General features: G+C 62.9%; 13 protein-coding genes. 9 read left to right on the top strand and 4 right to left on the bottom strand.

What is annotated here, in order from left to right:
* The first annotated feature begins 121 nt into the window (after nucleotides 1–121).
* The 8 genes from fdxA to BVG79_RS03095 all read left to right on the top strand — a co-directional run bounded on the left by fdxA (nucleotide 122) and on the right by BVG79_RS03095 (nucleotide 7,803).
* Nucleotides 122–457, top strand: coding sequence for a ferredoxin FdxA (gene fdxA / locus BVG79_RS03060; RefSeq protein ID WP_085785588.1), 336 nt, complete (start codon nucleotides 122–124; stop codon nucleotides 455–457).
* A gap of 161 nt (nucleotides 458–618) precedes the next feature.
* Nucleotides 619–1,128: a CarD family transcriptional regulator gene (locus BVG79_RS03065; protein ID WP_085785589.1), complete on the top strand. Its 510-nt coding sequence runs from the start codon at nucleotides 619–621 to the stop codon at nucleotides 1,126–1,128.
* Between the two features lie 153 nt (nucleotides 1,129–1,281).
* Nucleotides 1,282–2,091 carry a ribose-5-phosphate isomerase RpiA gene (rpiA, locus tag BVG79_RS03070; protein ID WP_085785590.1) on the top strand — a complete coding sequence of 270 codons (810 nt, stop codon included), beginning with the start codon at nucleotides 1,282–1,284 and terminating at the stop codon, nucleotides 2,089–2,091.
* A gap of 4 nt (nucleotides 2,092–2,095) precedes the next feature.
* Nucleotides 2,096–3,481: a glutathione-disulfide reductase gene (gene gorA / locus BVG79_RS03075; RefSeq protein ID WP_085785591.1), complete on the top strand. Its 1,386-nt coding sequence runs from the start codon at nucleotides 2,096–2,098 to the stop codon at nucleotides 3,479–3,481.
* 98 nt (nucleotides 3,482–3,579) lie between these two features.
* Nucleotides 3,580–4,773 (top strand): FtsH protease activity modulator HflK, encoded by a 1,194-nt coding sequence (gene hflK, locus BVG79_RS03080; RefSeq protein ID WP_198167882.1) that lies wholly within the window; start codon nucleotides 3,580–3,582, stop codon nucleotides 4,771–4,773.
* Nucleotides 4,774–4,776: 3 nt separating this feature from the next.
* Nucleotides 4,777–5,667, top strand: coding sequence for a protease modulator HflC (gene hflC / locus BVG79_RS03085; protein WP_085785593.1), 891 nt, complete (start codon nucleotides 4,777–4,779; stop codon nucleotides 5,665–5,667).
* A gap of 172 nt (nucleotides 5,668–5,839) precedes the next feature.
* Nucleotides 5,840–7,351 (top strand): Do family serine endopeptidase, encoded by a 1,512-nt coding sequence (locus BVG79_RS03090; RefSeq protein ID WP_157115608.1) that lies wholly within the window; start codon nucleotides 5,840–5,842, stop codon nucleotides 7,349–7,351.
* A gap of 128 nt (nucleotides 7,352–7,479) precedes the next feature.
* A complete protein-coding gene (locus tag BVG79_RS03095) occupies nucleotides 7,480–7,803 on the top strand; it encodes a 2Fe-2S iron-sulfur cluster-binding protein (RefSeq protein ID WP_085785594.1) in 324 nt (107 codons plus the stop codon).
* 13 nt (nucleotides 7,804–7,816) lie between these two features.
* Here the strand turns inward: BVG79_RS03095 and BVG79_RS03100 are convergent, their stop codons facing one another.
* Entirely contained in the window at nucleotides 7,817–10,936 is a 3,120-nt protein-coding gene (locus tag BVG79_RS03100) for a hypothetical protein (RefSeq protein WP_157115609.1), read from the bottom strand.
* Nucleotides 10,937–11,196: 260 nt separating this feature from the next.
* Between BVG79_RS03100 and BVG79_RS03105 the strand changes: the two genes are divergently transcribed.
* Nucleotides 11,197–11,892, top strand: coding sequence for an SIMPL domain-containing protein (locus BVG79_RS03105; protein WP_085787212.1), 696 nt, complete (start codon nucleotides 11,197–11,199; stop codon nucleotides 11,890–11,892).
* A 23-nt stretch (nucleotides 11,893–11,915) separates the two neighbouring features.
* Here BVG79_RS03105 and BVG79_RS13850 read toward each other — a convergent pair whose 3' ends face one another.
* The 3 genes from BVG79_RS13850 to gndA all read right to left on the bottom strand — a co-directional run bounded on the left by BVG79_RS13850 (nucleotide 11,916) and on the right by gndA (nucleotide 16,023).
* On the bottom strand, nucleotides 11,916–13,418 hold the full coding sequence (locus BVG79_RS13850) for a cell envelope integrity TolA family protein (protein WP_335617557.1): 1,503 nt from the start codon (nucleotides 13,416–13,418) through the stop codon (nucleotides 11,916–11,918).
* Nucleotides 13,419–13,492: 74 nt separating this feature from the next.
* Nucleotides 13,493–14,266, bottom strand: a complete 774-nt coding sequence (locus tag BVG79_RS03115; RefSeq protein WP_198167883.1) for a helix-turn-helix domain-containing protein — start codon at nucleotides 14,264–14,266, stop codon at nucleotides 13,493–13,495.
* A 326-nt stretch (nucleotides 14,267–14,592) separates the two neighbouring features.
* Nucleotides 14,593–16,023: an NADP-dependent phosphogluconate dehydrogenase gene (gene gndA / locus BVG79_RS03120; RefSeq protein WP_085785597.1), complete on the bottom strand. Its 1,431-nt coding sequence runs from the start codon at nucleotides 16,021–16,023 to the stop codon at nucleotides 14,593–14,595.
* Nucleotides 16,024–16,099 lie beyond the last annotated feature (76 nt).

Below are 16,099 nucleotides of genomic sequence, written 5' to 3' on the forward strand. Positions count from 1 at the left end.
CCGATGCCTTGACACCCGTTGCGCAAGGGCGCATCCCTCGCGCCACATGTTGCCAGCCGTTTCGGCCTTTTGTAGTAGCCGGCCCGTACGGGGCTTAGCCGTAGTCGTGGAAGATTAACCTATGACCTATGTCGTCACTGAAAACTGCATCGCCTGCAAATACACCGATTGTGTCGAGGTATGCCCCGTCGATTGTTTTTACGAGGGCGAGAATACGCTGGTCATCCACCCCGACGAATGCATCGACTGCGGCGTGTGCGAACCCGAATGCCCCGCCGATGCGATCCGTCCCGATACCGAGCCTGGGATGGAAAAATGGGTCGAGTTCAACCGCAAATACGCCGAGATGTGGCCCGTCATCACATCGCGCCGCGACCCGCTGCCCGGTTACCAAGAGATGGACGGCAAGCCCGGAAAGCTGGATCTTTTGTCGGAAAATCCCGGCGAAGGCGGCTGAATCCGCGACTTTGGGTGCGAGCCTCGCTTTGAAATTGCCTAAATTTATGCTATGTAACGCGTGACAGGTTGTACCGCGATCCCGAATGGCATCCGTTTGCACCGCCTCGGTGGGGGTTTCCCGCCGGGGTGTGCTGTGGTGTTCGGGTAGGAAAGGATATTATGAGCAAGTCGAAAAAGCCGGAATTTCATCCGAACGATTACATCGTCTACCCCGCCCATGGTGTGGGGCAGATCATCTCGATCGAGGAACAGGAAGTCGCCGGCTTCAAGCTGGAACTGTTCGTGATCGTCTTTGAAAAGGACAAGATGACGCTGCGCGTTCCGACCAACAAAGCGATCGAAATCGGCATGCGCGCGCTGGCCTCGGGCGATGTGGTCGATCATGCGCTGAAGACGTTGAAGGGCAAGGCCAAGGTCAAAAAGGCCATGTGGTCGCGCCGCGCGCAGGAATACGACGAGAAGATCAACTCGGGCGATTTGATCGCGATTGCCGAAGTGGTGCGCGATCTGCACCGCGCCGACGATCAGCGCGAGCAAAGCTATTCTGAGCGTCAGTTGTACGAGCGCGCGCTGGAGCGTTTGACCCGCGAGCTGGCCGCCGTGAATGGCAAAGACGAAGTCAGCATGGCCCGCGAAATCGATACCCTGTTGGTTGGCCGCGCGGCGTAAGCCCCGCCTGCTACCCACGACGCCGCCCGATCACCCCGCGCCTTTCAGGCTGCGGGGTTTTTCCTTGTTCAAAACCCCGCGGATCGGGGATTGCCCTCTCGCACCGGCGGGGGAAACGCCCTATAACGGTGGGGTGCTGCTCAAGAGGCCTACATGACGACTTTCTTTCCCGCCGACTTTGCACCTGCAGGGCTATCGCCTGTCGAAATGGCGAAATTCGCGTCCGCCCGCCGCGCCAGCGCCTTCGTGGAAAGCGGCATGCGTGTTGGTTTGGGGACAGGGTCGACGGCTGCGTGGCTGGTGAAATGCTTGGGCCACATGGTGCGTGCGGAGGGGTTGCAGATCCGCGCCGTGCCGACGTCCGAACGCACGGCCCAACAAGCCCGCGCCGAGGGGATCGAGGTTGTCAGCTTGCAAGATGTCGGTTGGCTGGACCTGACGATTGACGGTGCAGATGAATTCGACCCCGCCTTGAACCTGATCAAAGGCGGCGGCGGTGCGCATCTGCGCGAAAAGATCGTCGCGACCGCCAGCGACAGGATGATCGTCATCACAGACCCCTCGAAGCAAGTCGCCACGCTGGGGATGTTTCCCCTGCCGGTCGAGATTGTGCCCTTCGGCTGGCAAGCGACCCGGCAGCTGATCGAGGAGTCGCTGCTGGGCGTCGATGTGGGCGCCCGCAAATCTACCTTGCGTATGAACGGCACCCAGCCCTTCACCACCGACGAAGGCAACCTGATCATCGACCTGCATCTGGGGCGCATCGGTAACGCGCGCCAGCTGTCGCTGGTGCTGAACCAAATTGCTGGTGTGGTCGAAAACGGCCTGTTCGTGGATATTTGCGACACTGTGGTCATCGGCCACCCCGATGGGCGCGACGAGGTGATCGACCTGATCCCCGACCTTGAAAGCTTGGTCGATGCGGGCGGCGAAGACAACATTTTCAAAGACATTGCGGACTGAAGCCATGAGCTATGATTTCGACCTTTTTGTAATTGGCGGCGGTTCGGGTGGCGTGCGCGCGGCGCGTGTGGCGGCGGCTTCGGGTGCCCGTGTGGCCTTGGCCGAGGATGACCGCATGGGCGGCACCTGTGTAATCCGTGGCTGCGTGCCCAAAAAGCTGATGGTCTACGCATCGGGTTTTGCGGAGTTTCCTGCTGAAGCTGCCGCCTTTGGCTGGGACTTCAGCGAAGGCCGCTTTGATTGGGCGCGCTTTCGCAGCAGCCTGAATATCGAACTGGATCGTTTGGAAGGCGTTTACGAGCGCCTGCTGTCCGGGTCCGAGGTTGTCACCTACAAAGCGCGCGCTGCGCTGGCAGGGCCGCACGAAGTGCGCCTGAGCACGGGCGAGACCGTCAGCGCCAAAGTTATCTTGATTGCGACCGGTGGCCGCCCGCAGCGCCCCGAAATGCAGAATGCACATCTGGGCTTGATTTCGGATGACCTGTTCGCGCTGCCCAGCCTGCCGACGCGCCTGCTGATTATCGGCGGCGGCTATGTTGCGTGTGAATTCGCGGGCGTTTTCAACGGTTTTGGGACGCGCGTTGTGCAGGCCTATCGCGGCAGCCAGATCTTGCGCGGCTTTGACGAGGAAGTACGGGCCCATGTCGCAGCTGGCATGGTCCGGCGCGGCGTCGATCTGCGCCTAGGGGTTGAAATTGCAGCGATGGGCCCCGCCGGTGCGCCTGACGCCCCCGCACCCGAAGGCTACCGTGGCCCGATCACTGTCCGTTTCAGCGACGGCAAGGTCGAAGAATTCGACACCGTGCTGTTTGCAACCGGCCGCGTGCCGAACACCCGCGATCTAGGCCTGTCGGCGGTGGGGATCAGCTTGGGTAAGCGCGGCGAAATACCTGTCGATGCCTATTCGCAAACCGCTGTCCCGTCGATCTATGCCGTGGGTGACGTGACCGACCGTGCCGCGCTGACGCCCGTCGCCATCCGCGAGGCGATGTGCTTTGTCGACACGGTCTTCCGCGACAAACCGACCGCGATGGATCATAGCCTGATTGCGACCGCCGTTTTCACCCAGCCCGAGGTTGGCACCGTGGGCCTGACCGAAGACGACGCCCGCGCGCGCGGCCCGATCGAGGTTTATGCCACCACATTCAAGCCGATGCGTTCGGCCTTTGCGGGCGGTGACGAGAAGGTGCTGATGAAGCTGATCGTTGACCAAGCGACCCGTAAGGTATTGGGCGTGCACATTGTTGCCCCCGACGCAGGCGAGATGATCCAGTTGGCTGCCATTGCCGTCACCATGGGCGCCACGAAAGAGGACTTCGACCGCACCGTCGCGGTGCACCCGACCATGGCCGAAGAACTTGTGACCATGCGCAGCGTGACGCGTGTTTAGTTTGCGGGATCAAGGGCTTGAACCCAAGCGCCTGATCCCCATTTAAGTGAGTAGATGGGCGGATTTTGCCGCCCCTGATGGAAGGAAGCAGAGGCTCTATGTCTGGAAACAACGGGGGCCCCTGGGGCGGCGGCGGAAATCGTGGCAAGGGGGATGACGACAACCGTCCTGCGGGGAATAAACCCCCGCAGCGACCTACGAACGAGGGCGGGTCTGTTCCCGAACTTGACGCGCTGATGAACAAAGGCCGCGAGCAGCTGCGCGTTCTGATGGGCGGCAACGGCGGCGGGCAGGGCGGCGGCAACGGCCGTGCGCAGATGCCGCGCCAGCCTATTAACAAAGGCATCATCGGTGTGGGTGTCGTGGCACTACTGGGCCTGTGGGCCTTTGCCTCGTTCTACACCGTGCGGCCCGAAGAACAGTCGGTCGAACTGTTCCTCGGCAAGTATAGCTCGATCGGCGAGCCGGGCCTGAACTTCGCGCCGTGGCCGTTCGTGACGCATACGGTGGTCAACACCACATCCGAACGGACCGAAGTTGTCGGGGCGTCGATCTCGAACGCCGCATCGTCGGGCGCGGGGCTGATGCTGACGACCGATGCGAACATCGTCGATATCGGCTTTCAGGTTGTCTGGAACATCAACGACCCGGCAATGCTGCTGTTCAACATCGCCGACCCGCAGCTGACCGTGAACGCTGTCGCCGAATCCGTCATGCGCGAGATTATCGCCGCATCGCCGTTGGCGCCGATCTTGAACCGCGATCGCGGCCTGATCGCCGACACCGCGCGCGAGCGGATTCAGGAAATCCTGAATGAATACAACAGCGGTATCAACATCATCCGCGTCAACTTGGAACGCGCCGACCCGCCGACCGAGGTGATCGACAGTTTCCGCGAAGTGCAAGCCGCCGAACAGGAACGCGACCGTCTGGAACGCGAGGCCGACGCATATTCGAACCGCGTCATGGCCGCATCGCGTGGTCAAGCCGCGCAGATTTTGGAAGGCGCCGAAGCCTATCGCGCCCAGACCGTCAACGAAGCCGTGGGTCAAGCCTCGCGCTTCAGCGCGGTTCGCACCGAATACGAACTGGCCCCCGATGTCACGCGCCAGCGGATCTACATCGAGACGATCGAGAACGTTCTGGGTGCGACGGGTGCGACCGTCCTCGACCCGTCGCTGACGGGCGCGCAGGGGGGCAGCGGTGTCGTGCCGATTTTGCCGCTGAACGATTTGGCCAATACGAACACTGTTGCTGGCGCCGTGGCCGGCACCGCGACGCAGGGGAACTAAAACATGAAAAGTTCAACCGGAATTGGCCTGCTGATCGGTGTGGCCGTCGTCGCGTTTTTGGGCACATCGTCGGTCTATGTCGTGGACGAACGCGAAAAGGCATTGGTGCTGCAGTTCGGCCAGATCAAGCAAGTCCGCGAGGAGCCGGGCATCGGCTTCAAGATCCCGTTCATTCAGGACGTGGTGAAATACGACGACCGCATCTTGTCGCTGGATACTGATGCGATCGAAGTGACCCCCTCGGATGACCGCCGCTTGGTCGTCGATGCTTTCGCACGCTACCGCATTGTCGATGTCGTCCGCTTCCGTCAGGCCGTCGGCACAGGCGGTCTGCGTGTCGCCGAGGATCGCTTGCAATCGATCCTGAATGCGCAGATCCGCGAAGTGCTGGGTGCGAACCAAGTGACGTCGGATACGATCCTTTCGTCGGATCGCGGTAGCCTGATGAACCGCATTCGCGACCGCGCCCGTAGTGCCGCCGCCAGCCTGGGGCTGGATGTGGTTGACGTGCGCCTGAAGCAGACGAACCTGCCCAGCCAAAACCTGGACGCGACCTTTGCCCGTATGCGCGCCGAACGCCAGCGCGAGGCCGCCGACGAGATCGCCCGTGGTAACGAGGCCGCGCAGCGCGTGCGCGCACTGGCCGACCGGACTGTGACCGAGACGATCTCGGAAGCTGACCGTGATGCGAACGTGGCCCGAGGCGAGGCGGATGCCGAAGCGGCCCGCATTTTCGCCGAGGCTTACGGCCAAGATCCTGCGTTCTTCGCCTTCTATCGGTCGATGCAAGCCTATGGCACGGCACTGACCAAGGGGAATACCCGCATGGTGCTGACGCCCGACAACGCGTTCTTCGACTATCTCTATTCGGCAGATGGTCCTGAAAACGAATAAGAAAACAGCCAAGGCGGCCGATCATCCGGCCGCCTTTTCCATTGAAATAATCCTCACATCCCTTTGACGCACGCCGAGTTGTCCCCCCACGCCATTGCAAGACACGGCCGCCCGCATAAATATCCAACGCGGGCGACGGTTCTATCGCCCTGCTTAATCTGAGGAGACTGTCGTGACACAGAAGTCTGATGTAGGCGTTCTGTCGCTTGTCCGGCCCCGCAAGCTTGTGGCTGCCCTGATGCTGGGCAGTGCCATTGCCATTGCGGTCATGCCGCAGGTCCTGCCCGCACAAGAGGTCGTGACGCCCGTTCAAGCCTTGACGCCTGAACAATCGCCCATCCAAATGCGGCCGATGTCGTTTGCTGATCTGGCCGAACAGGTCAGCCCTGCCGTGGTGAATATTACGACCAGCATGTTGGTTGCATCGCCCAGCAACAACCCCGCCGAAGGCACCCCGTTCGAGGATTTTTTCCGTCAGTTCGGGCCGCGCCAAGGCCAAGAGGCCCCTACCCAACGTGCCAACGCGCTGGGGTCGGGTTTTGTCATTTCGGCTGATGGCTATATCGTGACGAACAATCACGTGATTGCCGACGCCGATCAAATCCAAATCGAATTTTTCTCGGGCGACAGCCTGCCGGCGACGGTCGTCGGCACCGACCCCAATACCGATATCGCGCTTCTGAAAGTGGACGCCACCGATTTGCCCTATGTGGAATTCGGTGATTCCAACGGCGATGGCTCGCGCGTGGGGGATTGGGTCATGGCGATGGGGAACCCGCTGGGTCAGGGGTTCTCGGTCTCGGCCGGTATTATCTCGGCGCGTAACCGCGAATTGTCGGGGACGTATGACGACTACATCCAGACCGACGCTGCGATCAACCGGGGCAACTCGGGTGGGCCGCTGTTCAACATGGAAGGTCAGGTTATCGGCGTGAACACCGCGATTTTGTCGCCAAATGGCGGTAGCATCGGCATTGGCTTTGCGATGTCGTCGTCGGTGGTTAAAGGCGTAACCGACCAGCTGCGCGAATTCGGCGAGACGCGCCGCGGCTGGCTGGGCGCGCGCGTCCAGGCTGTCACGCAAGAGATGGTCGGCGCAATGCCGGGGCTGGATAAAGCCGCCGGTGCGCTGATTTCCGATGTGCCCGAGGGGCCTGCCCGTGACGCCGGCCTGAAAGCCGGTGACGTCGTGCTGACCTTCGATGGTAAAGACGTGACGGATTCGCGCGGCTTTGTGCAGATGATTGGTGCCGCCGGTGCGGGCCAGAACGTCACCTTGGGCGTGCTGCGCGATGGCGAGGTCTTCGACCTGCCGATCACACTGGGCCGCCGCGAGGAAGCTGAAGGGCAGGTCGCCGCTGGCGCCAACCAAACCGCGCCTTCGTCTGCCCACTACGAAGGCCTTGGCCTGAAATTGCAGGAAGTGACGCCAAGCCTGGCCGAGCGTTTCAACCTGCAGGCCGAATCCGGACTTGTCATCACTGAAGTCGACCCTGAAAGCGAGGCCGCTGCACGCGGTTTGGCTGCTGGCGATGTGATCACCGATGTGTCGAACACGCCGGTGAAAACCTCGGACGATGTCGAGCAGATCGTTAAGGCGGCGCGTGATGCTGGCCGCACTTCGGTCATGTTGTTGGTGCGTCGCGGCGGAGATCCGCGCTTCGTTGCCCTGCCGATCGACTAACGAACAGTGCAGGGCGCCGGACCACAGGTTTCGGCGCCCTTTTCTTGACTTGCGCACTGGTGCAAGGCAGCTGCAGGCGCTAAAAGCCCGCCGTTATCGTAGCGACAGTATTGAAGCAGGAACGTCCCATGGCCCGCATTACCTATGTTGAATTCAACGGAACCGAGCATGTCGTCGATGTTCCCACGGGTCTGACGGTCATGGAGGGGGCGCGCGACAACGGCATCCCCGGGATCGAGGCCGACTGCGGCGGCGCGTGTTCCTGTTCGACCTGCCACGTCTACGTCGATCCGGCGTGGGTCGCCCAGCTACCCGAACGCGACCCGATGGAAGAAGACATGCTCGATTTCGCGCTTGAGCCTGATCCGGTGCGCTCACGCCTTAGCTGCCAACTGCGCGTTACCGACGCGCTTGATGGCCTGCGCGTGAATATGCCCGAACGTCAGATCTGATCGCGGCGGCGCCTTAGGCGCCACCGGCAATCTGCAGCGCGTAGGTGCGACCGCGCTTGACGTAGTTGATGATATTGTCGCCGATGGCTGTCACTTGGCCGCCATCTAGACCGTCGCCGACACGCACAACCTCGACCCGTCCGTTCGGCATGCGCACCAGTGCGCGACGATCATTTTGGCGGCCCATTACCCCTATCAGATTGATTTCACGCGTATTTATGGCGCGCGCTGTGGTTGCCGCCTGCGCGACCGACCCCGGAACCGCGCCCGTGGGCGAGGCGGGGATATCGATTTCGTCCGCTTCGGCGGCCTCTTCGCGGGTGGGGGCCGCATTTCCGGTGCGCGCGGCAGGGCGGGCCGCAGCTGCGGCTTGTTGTTGTGCCACCGGATCGGGCGCGTTCTGCATGATCGAGTTCAAGGCCGCGACGACGTCTCCGCCGACCGCACCGGGGGAAGCGGGGGTCGCTTGCGCTTGGGCCTGCGCGGCTGCGGCTTGCGCCTCTTGTGCGGCGGCTGCGGTTGCTGCTGCGGCAGCCGTTGTGATCGCGGCAGGGCGATCAGGTGGCAGCGGTGTGATAGGCGCGTTCAGTGCAAGCGCAGCCGTCTCCTCGATCTCGGTCGGGCGCGGTGCAGGGCGCGCGATCGCGGGGCCGGGTTCAACTGCGGCGACGGTATCTTCAGGTCGGGCCGTCTCGGTCAGCGCGACCGTGGCGGTGTCGCTTGTGGTGGCTTCGGGCGTGTCCTGCGCCTCTTCCTCTGTCGCGTCAGGGGCCGTTTGCTCGACTGGCGCAACTGCCGCCGGCACCAGATCATCGGGGCGAAGCGGGGGGACGGTTGCGGGCAGGCCAGCGAAGATACGTCGGCCATCGGGCAGGGGCGTGCCTTCGGGGGTGGCAAGGACGAAGCCGCGGGGGTCGCGCGGCAAGCGCGTACCAGCGGCTGGGGGGGCCGCTTGCGCCTCGGGCGTGTCTTGTAGGGCACCTTCTGCTGTCAGTGGCGGGGGCGCTTGTGGCAACTGCGCTGCCAGCGCGGCCAATTGGGCGTCGGTCGTCGCATTCCGGCCAGACAGGGCCATCTCCCCCTGACGCGGATCGGCCCCAAGTCGCGCGCTCCGGATCCAGACGCCCGTGGAATCGTGGAACGCCTCGGCATCAGCCAGCGCGATGGGGCTGCTGGATGCGGGCCCCTCGCCGGTGGAGGGTTGAGGGGCGGCGGTCTGCATCGCTTGGGCGACCGCATTTGCCGCGCCCTGCGCCGCCGCATCCGGCACGGCCGCAACTTGGGCTTCCGGCGCATCGGGATTGAATAGTGCGCTGATGGTTCGCCCGGCGGGGGTCAACAGCGCCACGATCAGCATCACCACCAGCAACACCACGCTGAGGATTACCCACATATACCGGCGAGACAGGACAGGTTTTTTCTGTAGCGGCGGGAAGGGGTTCGCCGAAGCGGACTTGCCCGTGGGTTGGGTGTCAGCTGGGCGCGCGATGGCCTTGGGCGCCACCAGCACCGCAGGGTCTATTTTGGGTCGCGGGGTGGCCTTTGCCTGAACTGCGCGCTTTACAGGCGCTGCCACGGCGGGCATGGGCGCTGTCGGCACTGTCACCGTGGGCGCGACTACCGTTGGTTTGTCGATTGTGGGCCGCTCGATTGCAGGTGTGGCGATTGCGGATGTGGGCGCGGAAGGGATGTCCGGCAGTAAATCAGGCTTTGCAGCCACCGGCAGCACGGCGGCTGCCGCCTTCGGCGTTTTCTTCTGCACCTGCGGCGCGGCCTGCGACGGCGCCTTCAGACGGTCGCCGAAAAACGCCGTGATGCGGGCGGCTAACTGCGTCGCGTTTTCCAGAAGCTGCGCCGTGTTGTCTTGCGCAGGTTTCGGGGGCGGGGCGGGTGCTGCGGCGTCGGCATGCGCGCGCGCCTCGGCCCGCAGGCTGCGGGCGGTCAGCGCGGGCGAGATCAGGTTGGGCACCTTGACCGCAGGGGTGGGGCCAATCACCGGTGGCGCAGCCTCGGTTTCGACTGGCAAGACAACGGCTGGCACTTCGATTGGGACTACTTCGCCTTGCGCGACATCCTCGGGGGTCGATGGCGGCACGATGGGGCTGTCGACCTCGACAGTTGGTTCGGGCATGACCACGTCATCTCGCACCGCGATGAGCGGCGCGGATGGGCTGTCGGTAGGCGTTTCAATAGCGGCCTCAGCTGCGGGTGCGACGCTGACTGCAATGGCAGGCGCGTCGACTTCCGTCTTGTCCGCATCTTCGGTGTCGTCGGGCATAAGCACTGGCGGCAGGATCACGTCCGCTACGACGTCCGCTGCGACCACCTGCTCGGCGGGGGCTTCAACATCGGCAAGTGCTTCCTCCGGCTGATCGTCTGGCGCGTCGGTAACCTCGGGGTCAGGGGACGCGGCCTCGCCGCTGTTCTCCCGCGCAGCGTTGGGGGTATCAGTTTCATCTATCGCGGCTGCGGCTGTCTCGGCTTCCGTGGCCTCGGGGGTGATAGCTTGAGGCTCGCGCGCTGCCCCCTCAGCTTCGGCTATTGCAAGCGGTGCGTCGGTTGCGACATCTGCTTTGGCACCTAACGCACTAGTGGCCTCGTGCGCCGCCGTTTCGATGCCATCACCCTGCGGTTCCGGCTGGTCGTCCTCGGCTTGATCTTCGGCAACTTCCGCCGCGGCGGCGACTATAACCTCGGTCGTGTTCAGCGGCGGGAAATGGGCAGGGGCGGGAAAGGCGGCATCGGCGCTGCGGCAGGTGTGACCAATGGGGGTGAAGCCGTAATGCGTGGCGAAGCCCTCGGCCTCGGCCAAGGTCTCGGACGCGACAGCGGCGACGTAAATCTTGCCGTCGGCGTTCGCGATGTCGAAATGCAGGTCGGCTTGCGCATAGGGGGTGGCGGCGGCCAGCTCGGCGCGCGCCGCGTCATCGCCAAGATCGGCGTCGAAGGTCATGAACCGTACTTGCGCATTGGGCAGTATGATCCGCACCGGCAAGGCCGACCCCTTGGGCAGGCCCACAGCTTTCGCGCCGCGACCGTGAAGCAGGGTCAATTCTTGCGCAAGGCTGGGGGAATCCAGCGCCGATGTGCCCAGCGTTTCCCAGCCATCCGCGCCCGAGGCAGGGGGATCCACGGGCCATCCGGACCTGCGCCGCAGCAGGCGGATACCATCAAAATCTAAAGCAAGCGCAAGTTCCACAGTCATAATTCAGCCCTATCACGGCGGCCCACATCAGGGAACACTGTCGGGCCTCGGCCCCAGCACCTATAGCAGAAAATCGCCTGAGCAAGACAGAGTTTTCAATTGCACTGCGCTTTGCGCCCATCCACAGATAAAACATCCGTGCAGTGCCATACCGGATGCTGCCGCGCCTTACTCGTTACGAGGATAATATGAAGCATTCCATTACGACGTTGGCCGCCGTCACTGCGGTTGCCCTGATGGCCGCACCGGCATTTGCGGATGACCGCACCATGACCGTCACGGGCAACGGCACTGTTACCCTATCGCCCGACATGGCCCGCGTCAGCGTTGGCGTCTCGGCCGATGCCGATACCGCTGCCGAAGCGATGTCGAGTATGAGCGCCGATCTGGCCGCCGTCATGGCCAAAATCGAGGCCGCCGGTATCGAGGCGCGCGACGTGCAGACCAGCGCGATCAACCTCAGCCCGCGCTACGATTACCCCGAACAGGGCGGCCCCGTCATGGTCGGCTATAACGCATCGTCCAGCCTGCAACTGCGCGTGCGTGCGCTGGACACGCTGGGGTCGGTGCTGGATAGTGTGGTCGCCGATGGTGCCAATCAGGTCACCGGCGTTTCGTTCGATGTGCAGGATTCCAGCGCCGCTGTTGACGAGGCGCGCCGCAATGCCGTTGCCGACGCCGTCGCCCGCGCCACGCTATATGCCGATGCGGCTGGCGTGACCTTGGGCACGCTGCAAACGCTGAACGAATACGGTAACACCCCGCGCCCCATGCCCATGCCCGAGGCGCGCATGATGGCTATGGCCGCCGATGCGGTCCCCGTCGCGGCGGGCGAGCTGTCGATTTCGGTCTCGGTCACCATGGTGTATGAAATCGAGAACTGATCCCGGTCAGTGCGGGTTGTGGATCAGCGGATCCACAACCCCTCGGCCTTGATGCGCTGGCGGTAGCGCTGCTCGTTTCTAGGCGGCTTGTTCTTGTCGAACAGCGCCAGAACCTTGGCGCCTTGGTTCTGGAACACCATCTTGTCGAACGCGGGATAGGTTTTCAGCACGTCGCGGATGGCATCGTCTTTCACGATCCCCTCGAACGCTGCAATAGTCGCCGCATCTTCACGTGCATAAAGCAGGGGCAGGGTGCGATAGTGGCAGGTGAGCGCGCCGTCGAACCCGTCCATCGCGGGGCCGGGGCGCCCGCCGCCCAGCTTGGCGATGACCAGCGGCAGCGCGACCTGATCCAACCACGGGTGCAGCGGCTGGATGACAAGCTCCTCGGGGGCATTGTCGCGGATGCCGCAGGCATATTCGCGGAAATAGGCCTCGAACGCGGCGGGGTCGCTGCCGGTAAACCAGCCCGCGTTGAAATAGAGGTAGCGTTCCCAATATTCGTCAGGCTCGCTCAGGTCCAAGGTCGGATCGAAGGGGATGTCGAACTTGTCGTAAAGCGATTTCCAGATGGCAGTGTAGCCCGGCCAGTACACTTCCTCGACCGGCCATGTCCCCTCGCGCCGCATCGAGGCGGTGGGGCGCGAGAAATCGATTTGCGCGGTTGATATGTCGCCCAAAATCAGCGTGTCGGTATCGAAAAAGATGAAATTTTCGCCGGCGGGCAGGGCGGACAGCGCCTCAATCTTGTTGCCATAGGGGTAGCTTTGGCCGAAATCCCGGTTGGTGAACGGTACGATGCGCGCGCCATATGTGTCTGCCAAAATGGCGCGGATCTGCGGGCTGATGCGTGGATCGCTGTCCCAATGTGACGAAGGCTGCGGCTCGGCTACGATGAAGGCACCGGTGAAATTCGGCGCGTTGCGGCGCAGCGAGGCCGCGAAGACCAGCGCCTCGAATTGAAGACGACCGGCCTGCGCGACGATCATAATGTTGAACGGCGCGGGTTTGGCCGCAGCGCGCGGCTTGCTCGCCGGCTTGGCGGCTACCTTTGTCGGCGCGTTGGGCGTGGTGGCCTTGGCTGTCGCACTTTTGCCCGCCGTCGTTTTGGGAGTAGTGGTTTTAGTGGTCGCGGGCTTTTTGGTGGCAGGCTTTTTCGGCACAATCGCCGCCTCGGGCGCAACGGGTGCTTTGCGCAGGGTGCGCTTTGCTGGTTCGGTCGTTGTCTGTTCGGCCTTCGCGGCTGCTAAGACGGGCTGATCCGCGGCGGCTTGGTTAATGACGGGCTGGTCGGGGGTAGGTTGGTTGAGGGTGGTCTCTGCTGCGGCTGCTGCTTCTGGTGCTTCGGTTTTAGGTTTCTTCAAGGCACGCTCCGCTTGTCGCTGGGCTTTACGATCGGCGCGCTGCTGCTGGTTTACAGCTTTGCGCTGGGCGATTGCCGCCTGTTTCTGGGCTTTGGTCGCCGGATCACCCACCGGATCGCCTGCTGGGCTGGCCTTTTCATCGGTCTTGTTCGAACGTGTCATTGCCTGATCCTGTTGCGACTGCCGCACCCAAAGGATTAGCGGCGTCGCACCAGCCTGGCAAGATTCGTTTGCCTTCAAACGGTTGCTGGCTGGGTTGCCTGCCACTGCACAATCGCTTGTGCGCGCGCATCCGACGGGGCGGTGCCGAACGCCCGCCGGAACTGGCTGGTGAACCATGATGCATCGTTGAAACCGCATTCCAGTGCCAATTTGCTGATGGGAACGCTACGGCGTTCTGGGTCTACGATCATCGCATGCACCCGTGCCAGCTTGCGCGCATTCACGTAATCGGTAAAGGACACTTTGTCTTTGGCGAACAACGACCGCAGATACCGCGCCGAAATACCGTTGAGTGTGGCAATTCGCTCGGCGCTCAGCAGGGGATCGATCAGGTGTTCTTCGATCTTGGCCTTGATGGCCGCAAGCCGACGGCGCGCTTCCAACCCCGCGTTTTGCGCGGCGAGGCCCATCTGTTCGGCGCTTGTGTTGCAGGCCGCTGCGAACAGCTGCCGCAGCTTGATTTCAAATGCGGCGCTGTCGACTGGCATGCCCTGATCTGCCAAGCGGTGCAGGCTGCGCGCATGGTGCAAAACCTCTGCCCATTGCGGGGAGAAAGGCAACCTTTGCCGCAGCAGGGGCGTTGTCGCGGGTGCCAGTTCCAACAGTTTTTGCCACGGGGTCGAGATATACATGATGTGTACGCCGGGGGCATGGTAGTGCACAGTGCCCGGCCTTTGCATCGGGTCAAGATAGATCCAGCCCGGTGCGCCACGCACATCGGGGCCGGCCCCTTGGTTGATCGTGTATTCACCGCCAAGGCAGATGTGTGCCATCACGTCGTCAGGCATCTGCGTGCCCATCGGCAAAGATCGATGGTAAGTCGCTGGGCTGTGCCAAATTTTTGAAACAAGGCTGCCACCCGGTAACTGGGTGATGCGCGCGCGCGACGTTAACGGCGGGCTGGATTTGTCCAGCGTGGGTCCCCCCATGGGGACGACCAGCTTTTCAAAGGCCGCCGCGCGTTGGCTTTTGGCAATGCGCGACGTGTCGATGTTGTGTTCCCGCAAATCCGTTGTCCCCCCACCCCGGCGCGTTGTGGCAACAGCAGATAAAAAAACGACTTAAAAGGCAAGCTTCTTATCTTATTGGAGACAGGGGAACGGATCGCTAAAGATTAGGCCTCGGGCCAGATGTGGTGGAACACACCCTCGCGGTCGAGGCGGCGGAATGTGTGCGCACCAAAGAAGTCGCGCTGCCCCTGGATCAGGTTGGCGGCGCCGCGACCGCGACGCAGATCGTCGAAGTAGGCCAGAGCCGACGACAGGGCAGGCACCGGAACGCCCGCAGCGGCGGCCTTGGCGACGACCTTGCGCAGGGCCACTTGGCCCAGCTTGACGCGTTCGGCAAAGGCGGGCACCAGTAGCAGGTTCTGCACACTTGCGCCGCCTTCATAGGCTTGCATGATGTCTTGCAGCAGCACCGAGCGGATGATGCAGCCGGCGCGCCAGATGCGGGCAATCTCGCCCATGGGCAGATTCCAGCCAAACTCCTCGGATGCGGCGGCCAGCACCGTATAGCCCTGCGCGTAGGCCACGATCTTGGCGGTCTCCAGCGCGGATTCTAGCTCGGCGATATCGGCGGGGGCGGTGCCGAAAATGGCCGCATCAATCCCCAGATCGCCGTAAACCTCGGCTGCGGCCAGGCGCAGATGACGTGCGGACGAGATACAGCGGGCGGCGACAGCGGCTTCCAGCGCCGTCGCGCCGATGCCCAATTTTTGCGCCTCGATCACCGACCAGCGGCCAGTGCCTTTTTGGCCTGCCTCGTCAACGATCAGGTCGACCAGCGGCTTGCCGGTTTCGGTGTCGACTTCCTTCAGGACGGTCGCGGTAATCTCGACAAGGTAGGACGACAGGCCGCGCGTGTTCCAATCGGCGAAAACGTCGCCGATCTGGCCGGCAGGCAGGCCCGAGCCGTCGCGCAGGATGGCGTAAATCTCGGCGATCATCTGCATGTCGGCATATTCGATGCCGTTGTGGATGGTCTTAACGAAGTGGCCCGCACCATCGGTGCCCAGCCAGTCGATGCAGGGGCTACCGTCGTATTTCGCTGCGATCGGCTCCAGCAAGGGTTTCAGGCGTTTGAACGCCTCGGCCGAGCCGCCAACCATGATCGACGGGCCATGGCGCGCACCGGATTCGCCGCCCGACACGCCCATGCCGACAAAGTGCAGGCCGGTGCCGTCATACAATGCATTGCGGCGGCGGGTGTCGTTGAAGTCGGCGTTGCCGGCGTCGATGATGATGTCGCCGTCTTCCAGCAGGGGCTGCAGTTGGGCCAACTGCTCGTCCACGGCGCTGCCCGCGCTGAGCATCAGCACGATCACGCGCGGGGTGGCAAGGCTGGCCACAAAATCCTGCAGCGTTTCCGAAGGGTGCAGACGCTCAGCCAGATCGGGGTTTTCGGCCTTCAGTCGCGTCGCTTTTTCATGCGTGCGGTTATAGAGGCCGACATCGAACCCGCCGTTATCGGCAAAGTTCAGCGCCAGCATCGCGCCCATCACACCAAGACCCAAGACCCCAAGGTCTGCCTTCTTCGTCTGCATTCAATATCCTCCTGCGCGGGGTTGGGCCTAGCTATATCCAAAATGGACGACTTTTCCAACCGCGCCTTTGGTTAGC

Origin of the sequence: Ketogulonicigenium robustum (assembly GCF_002117445.1) — a bacterium.
Classification (GTDB): Bacteria; Pseudomonadota; Alphaproteobacteria; order Rhodobacterales; family Rhodobacteraceae; genus Ketogulonicigenium; species Ketogulonicigenium robustum.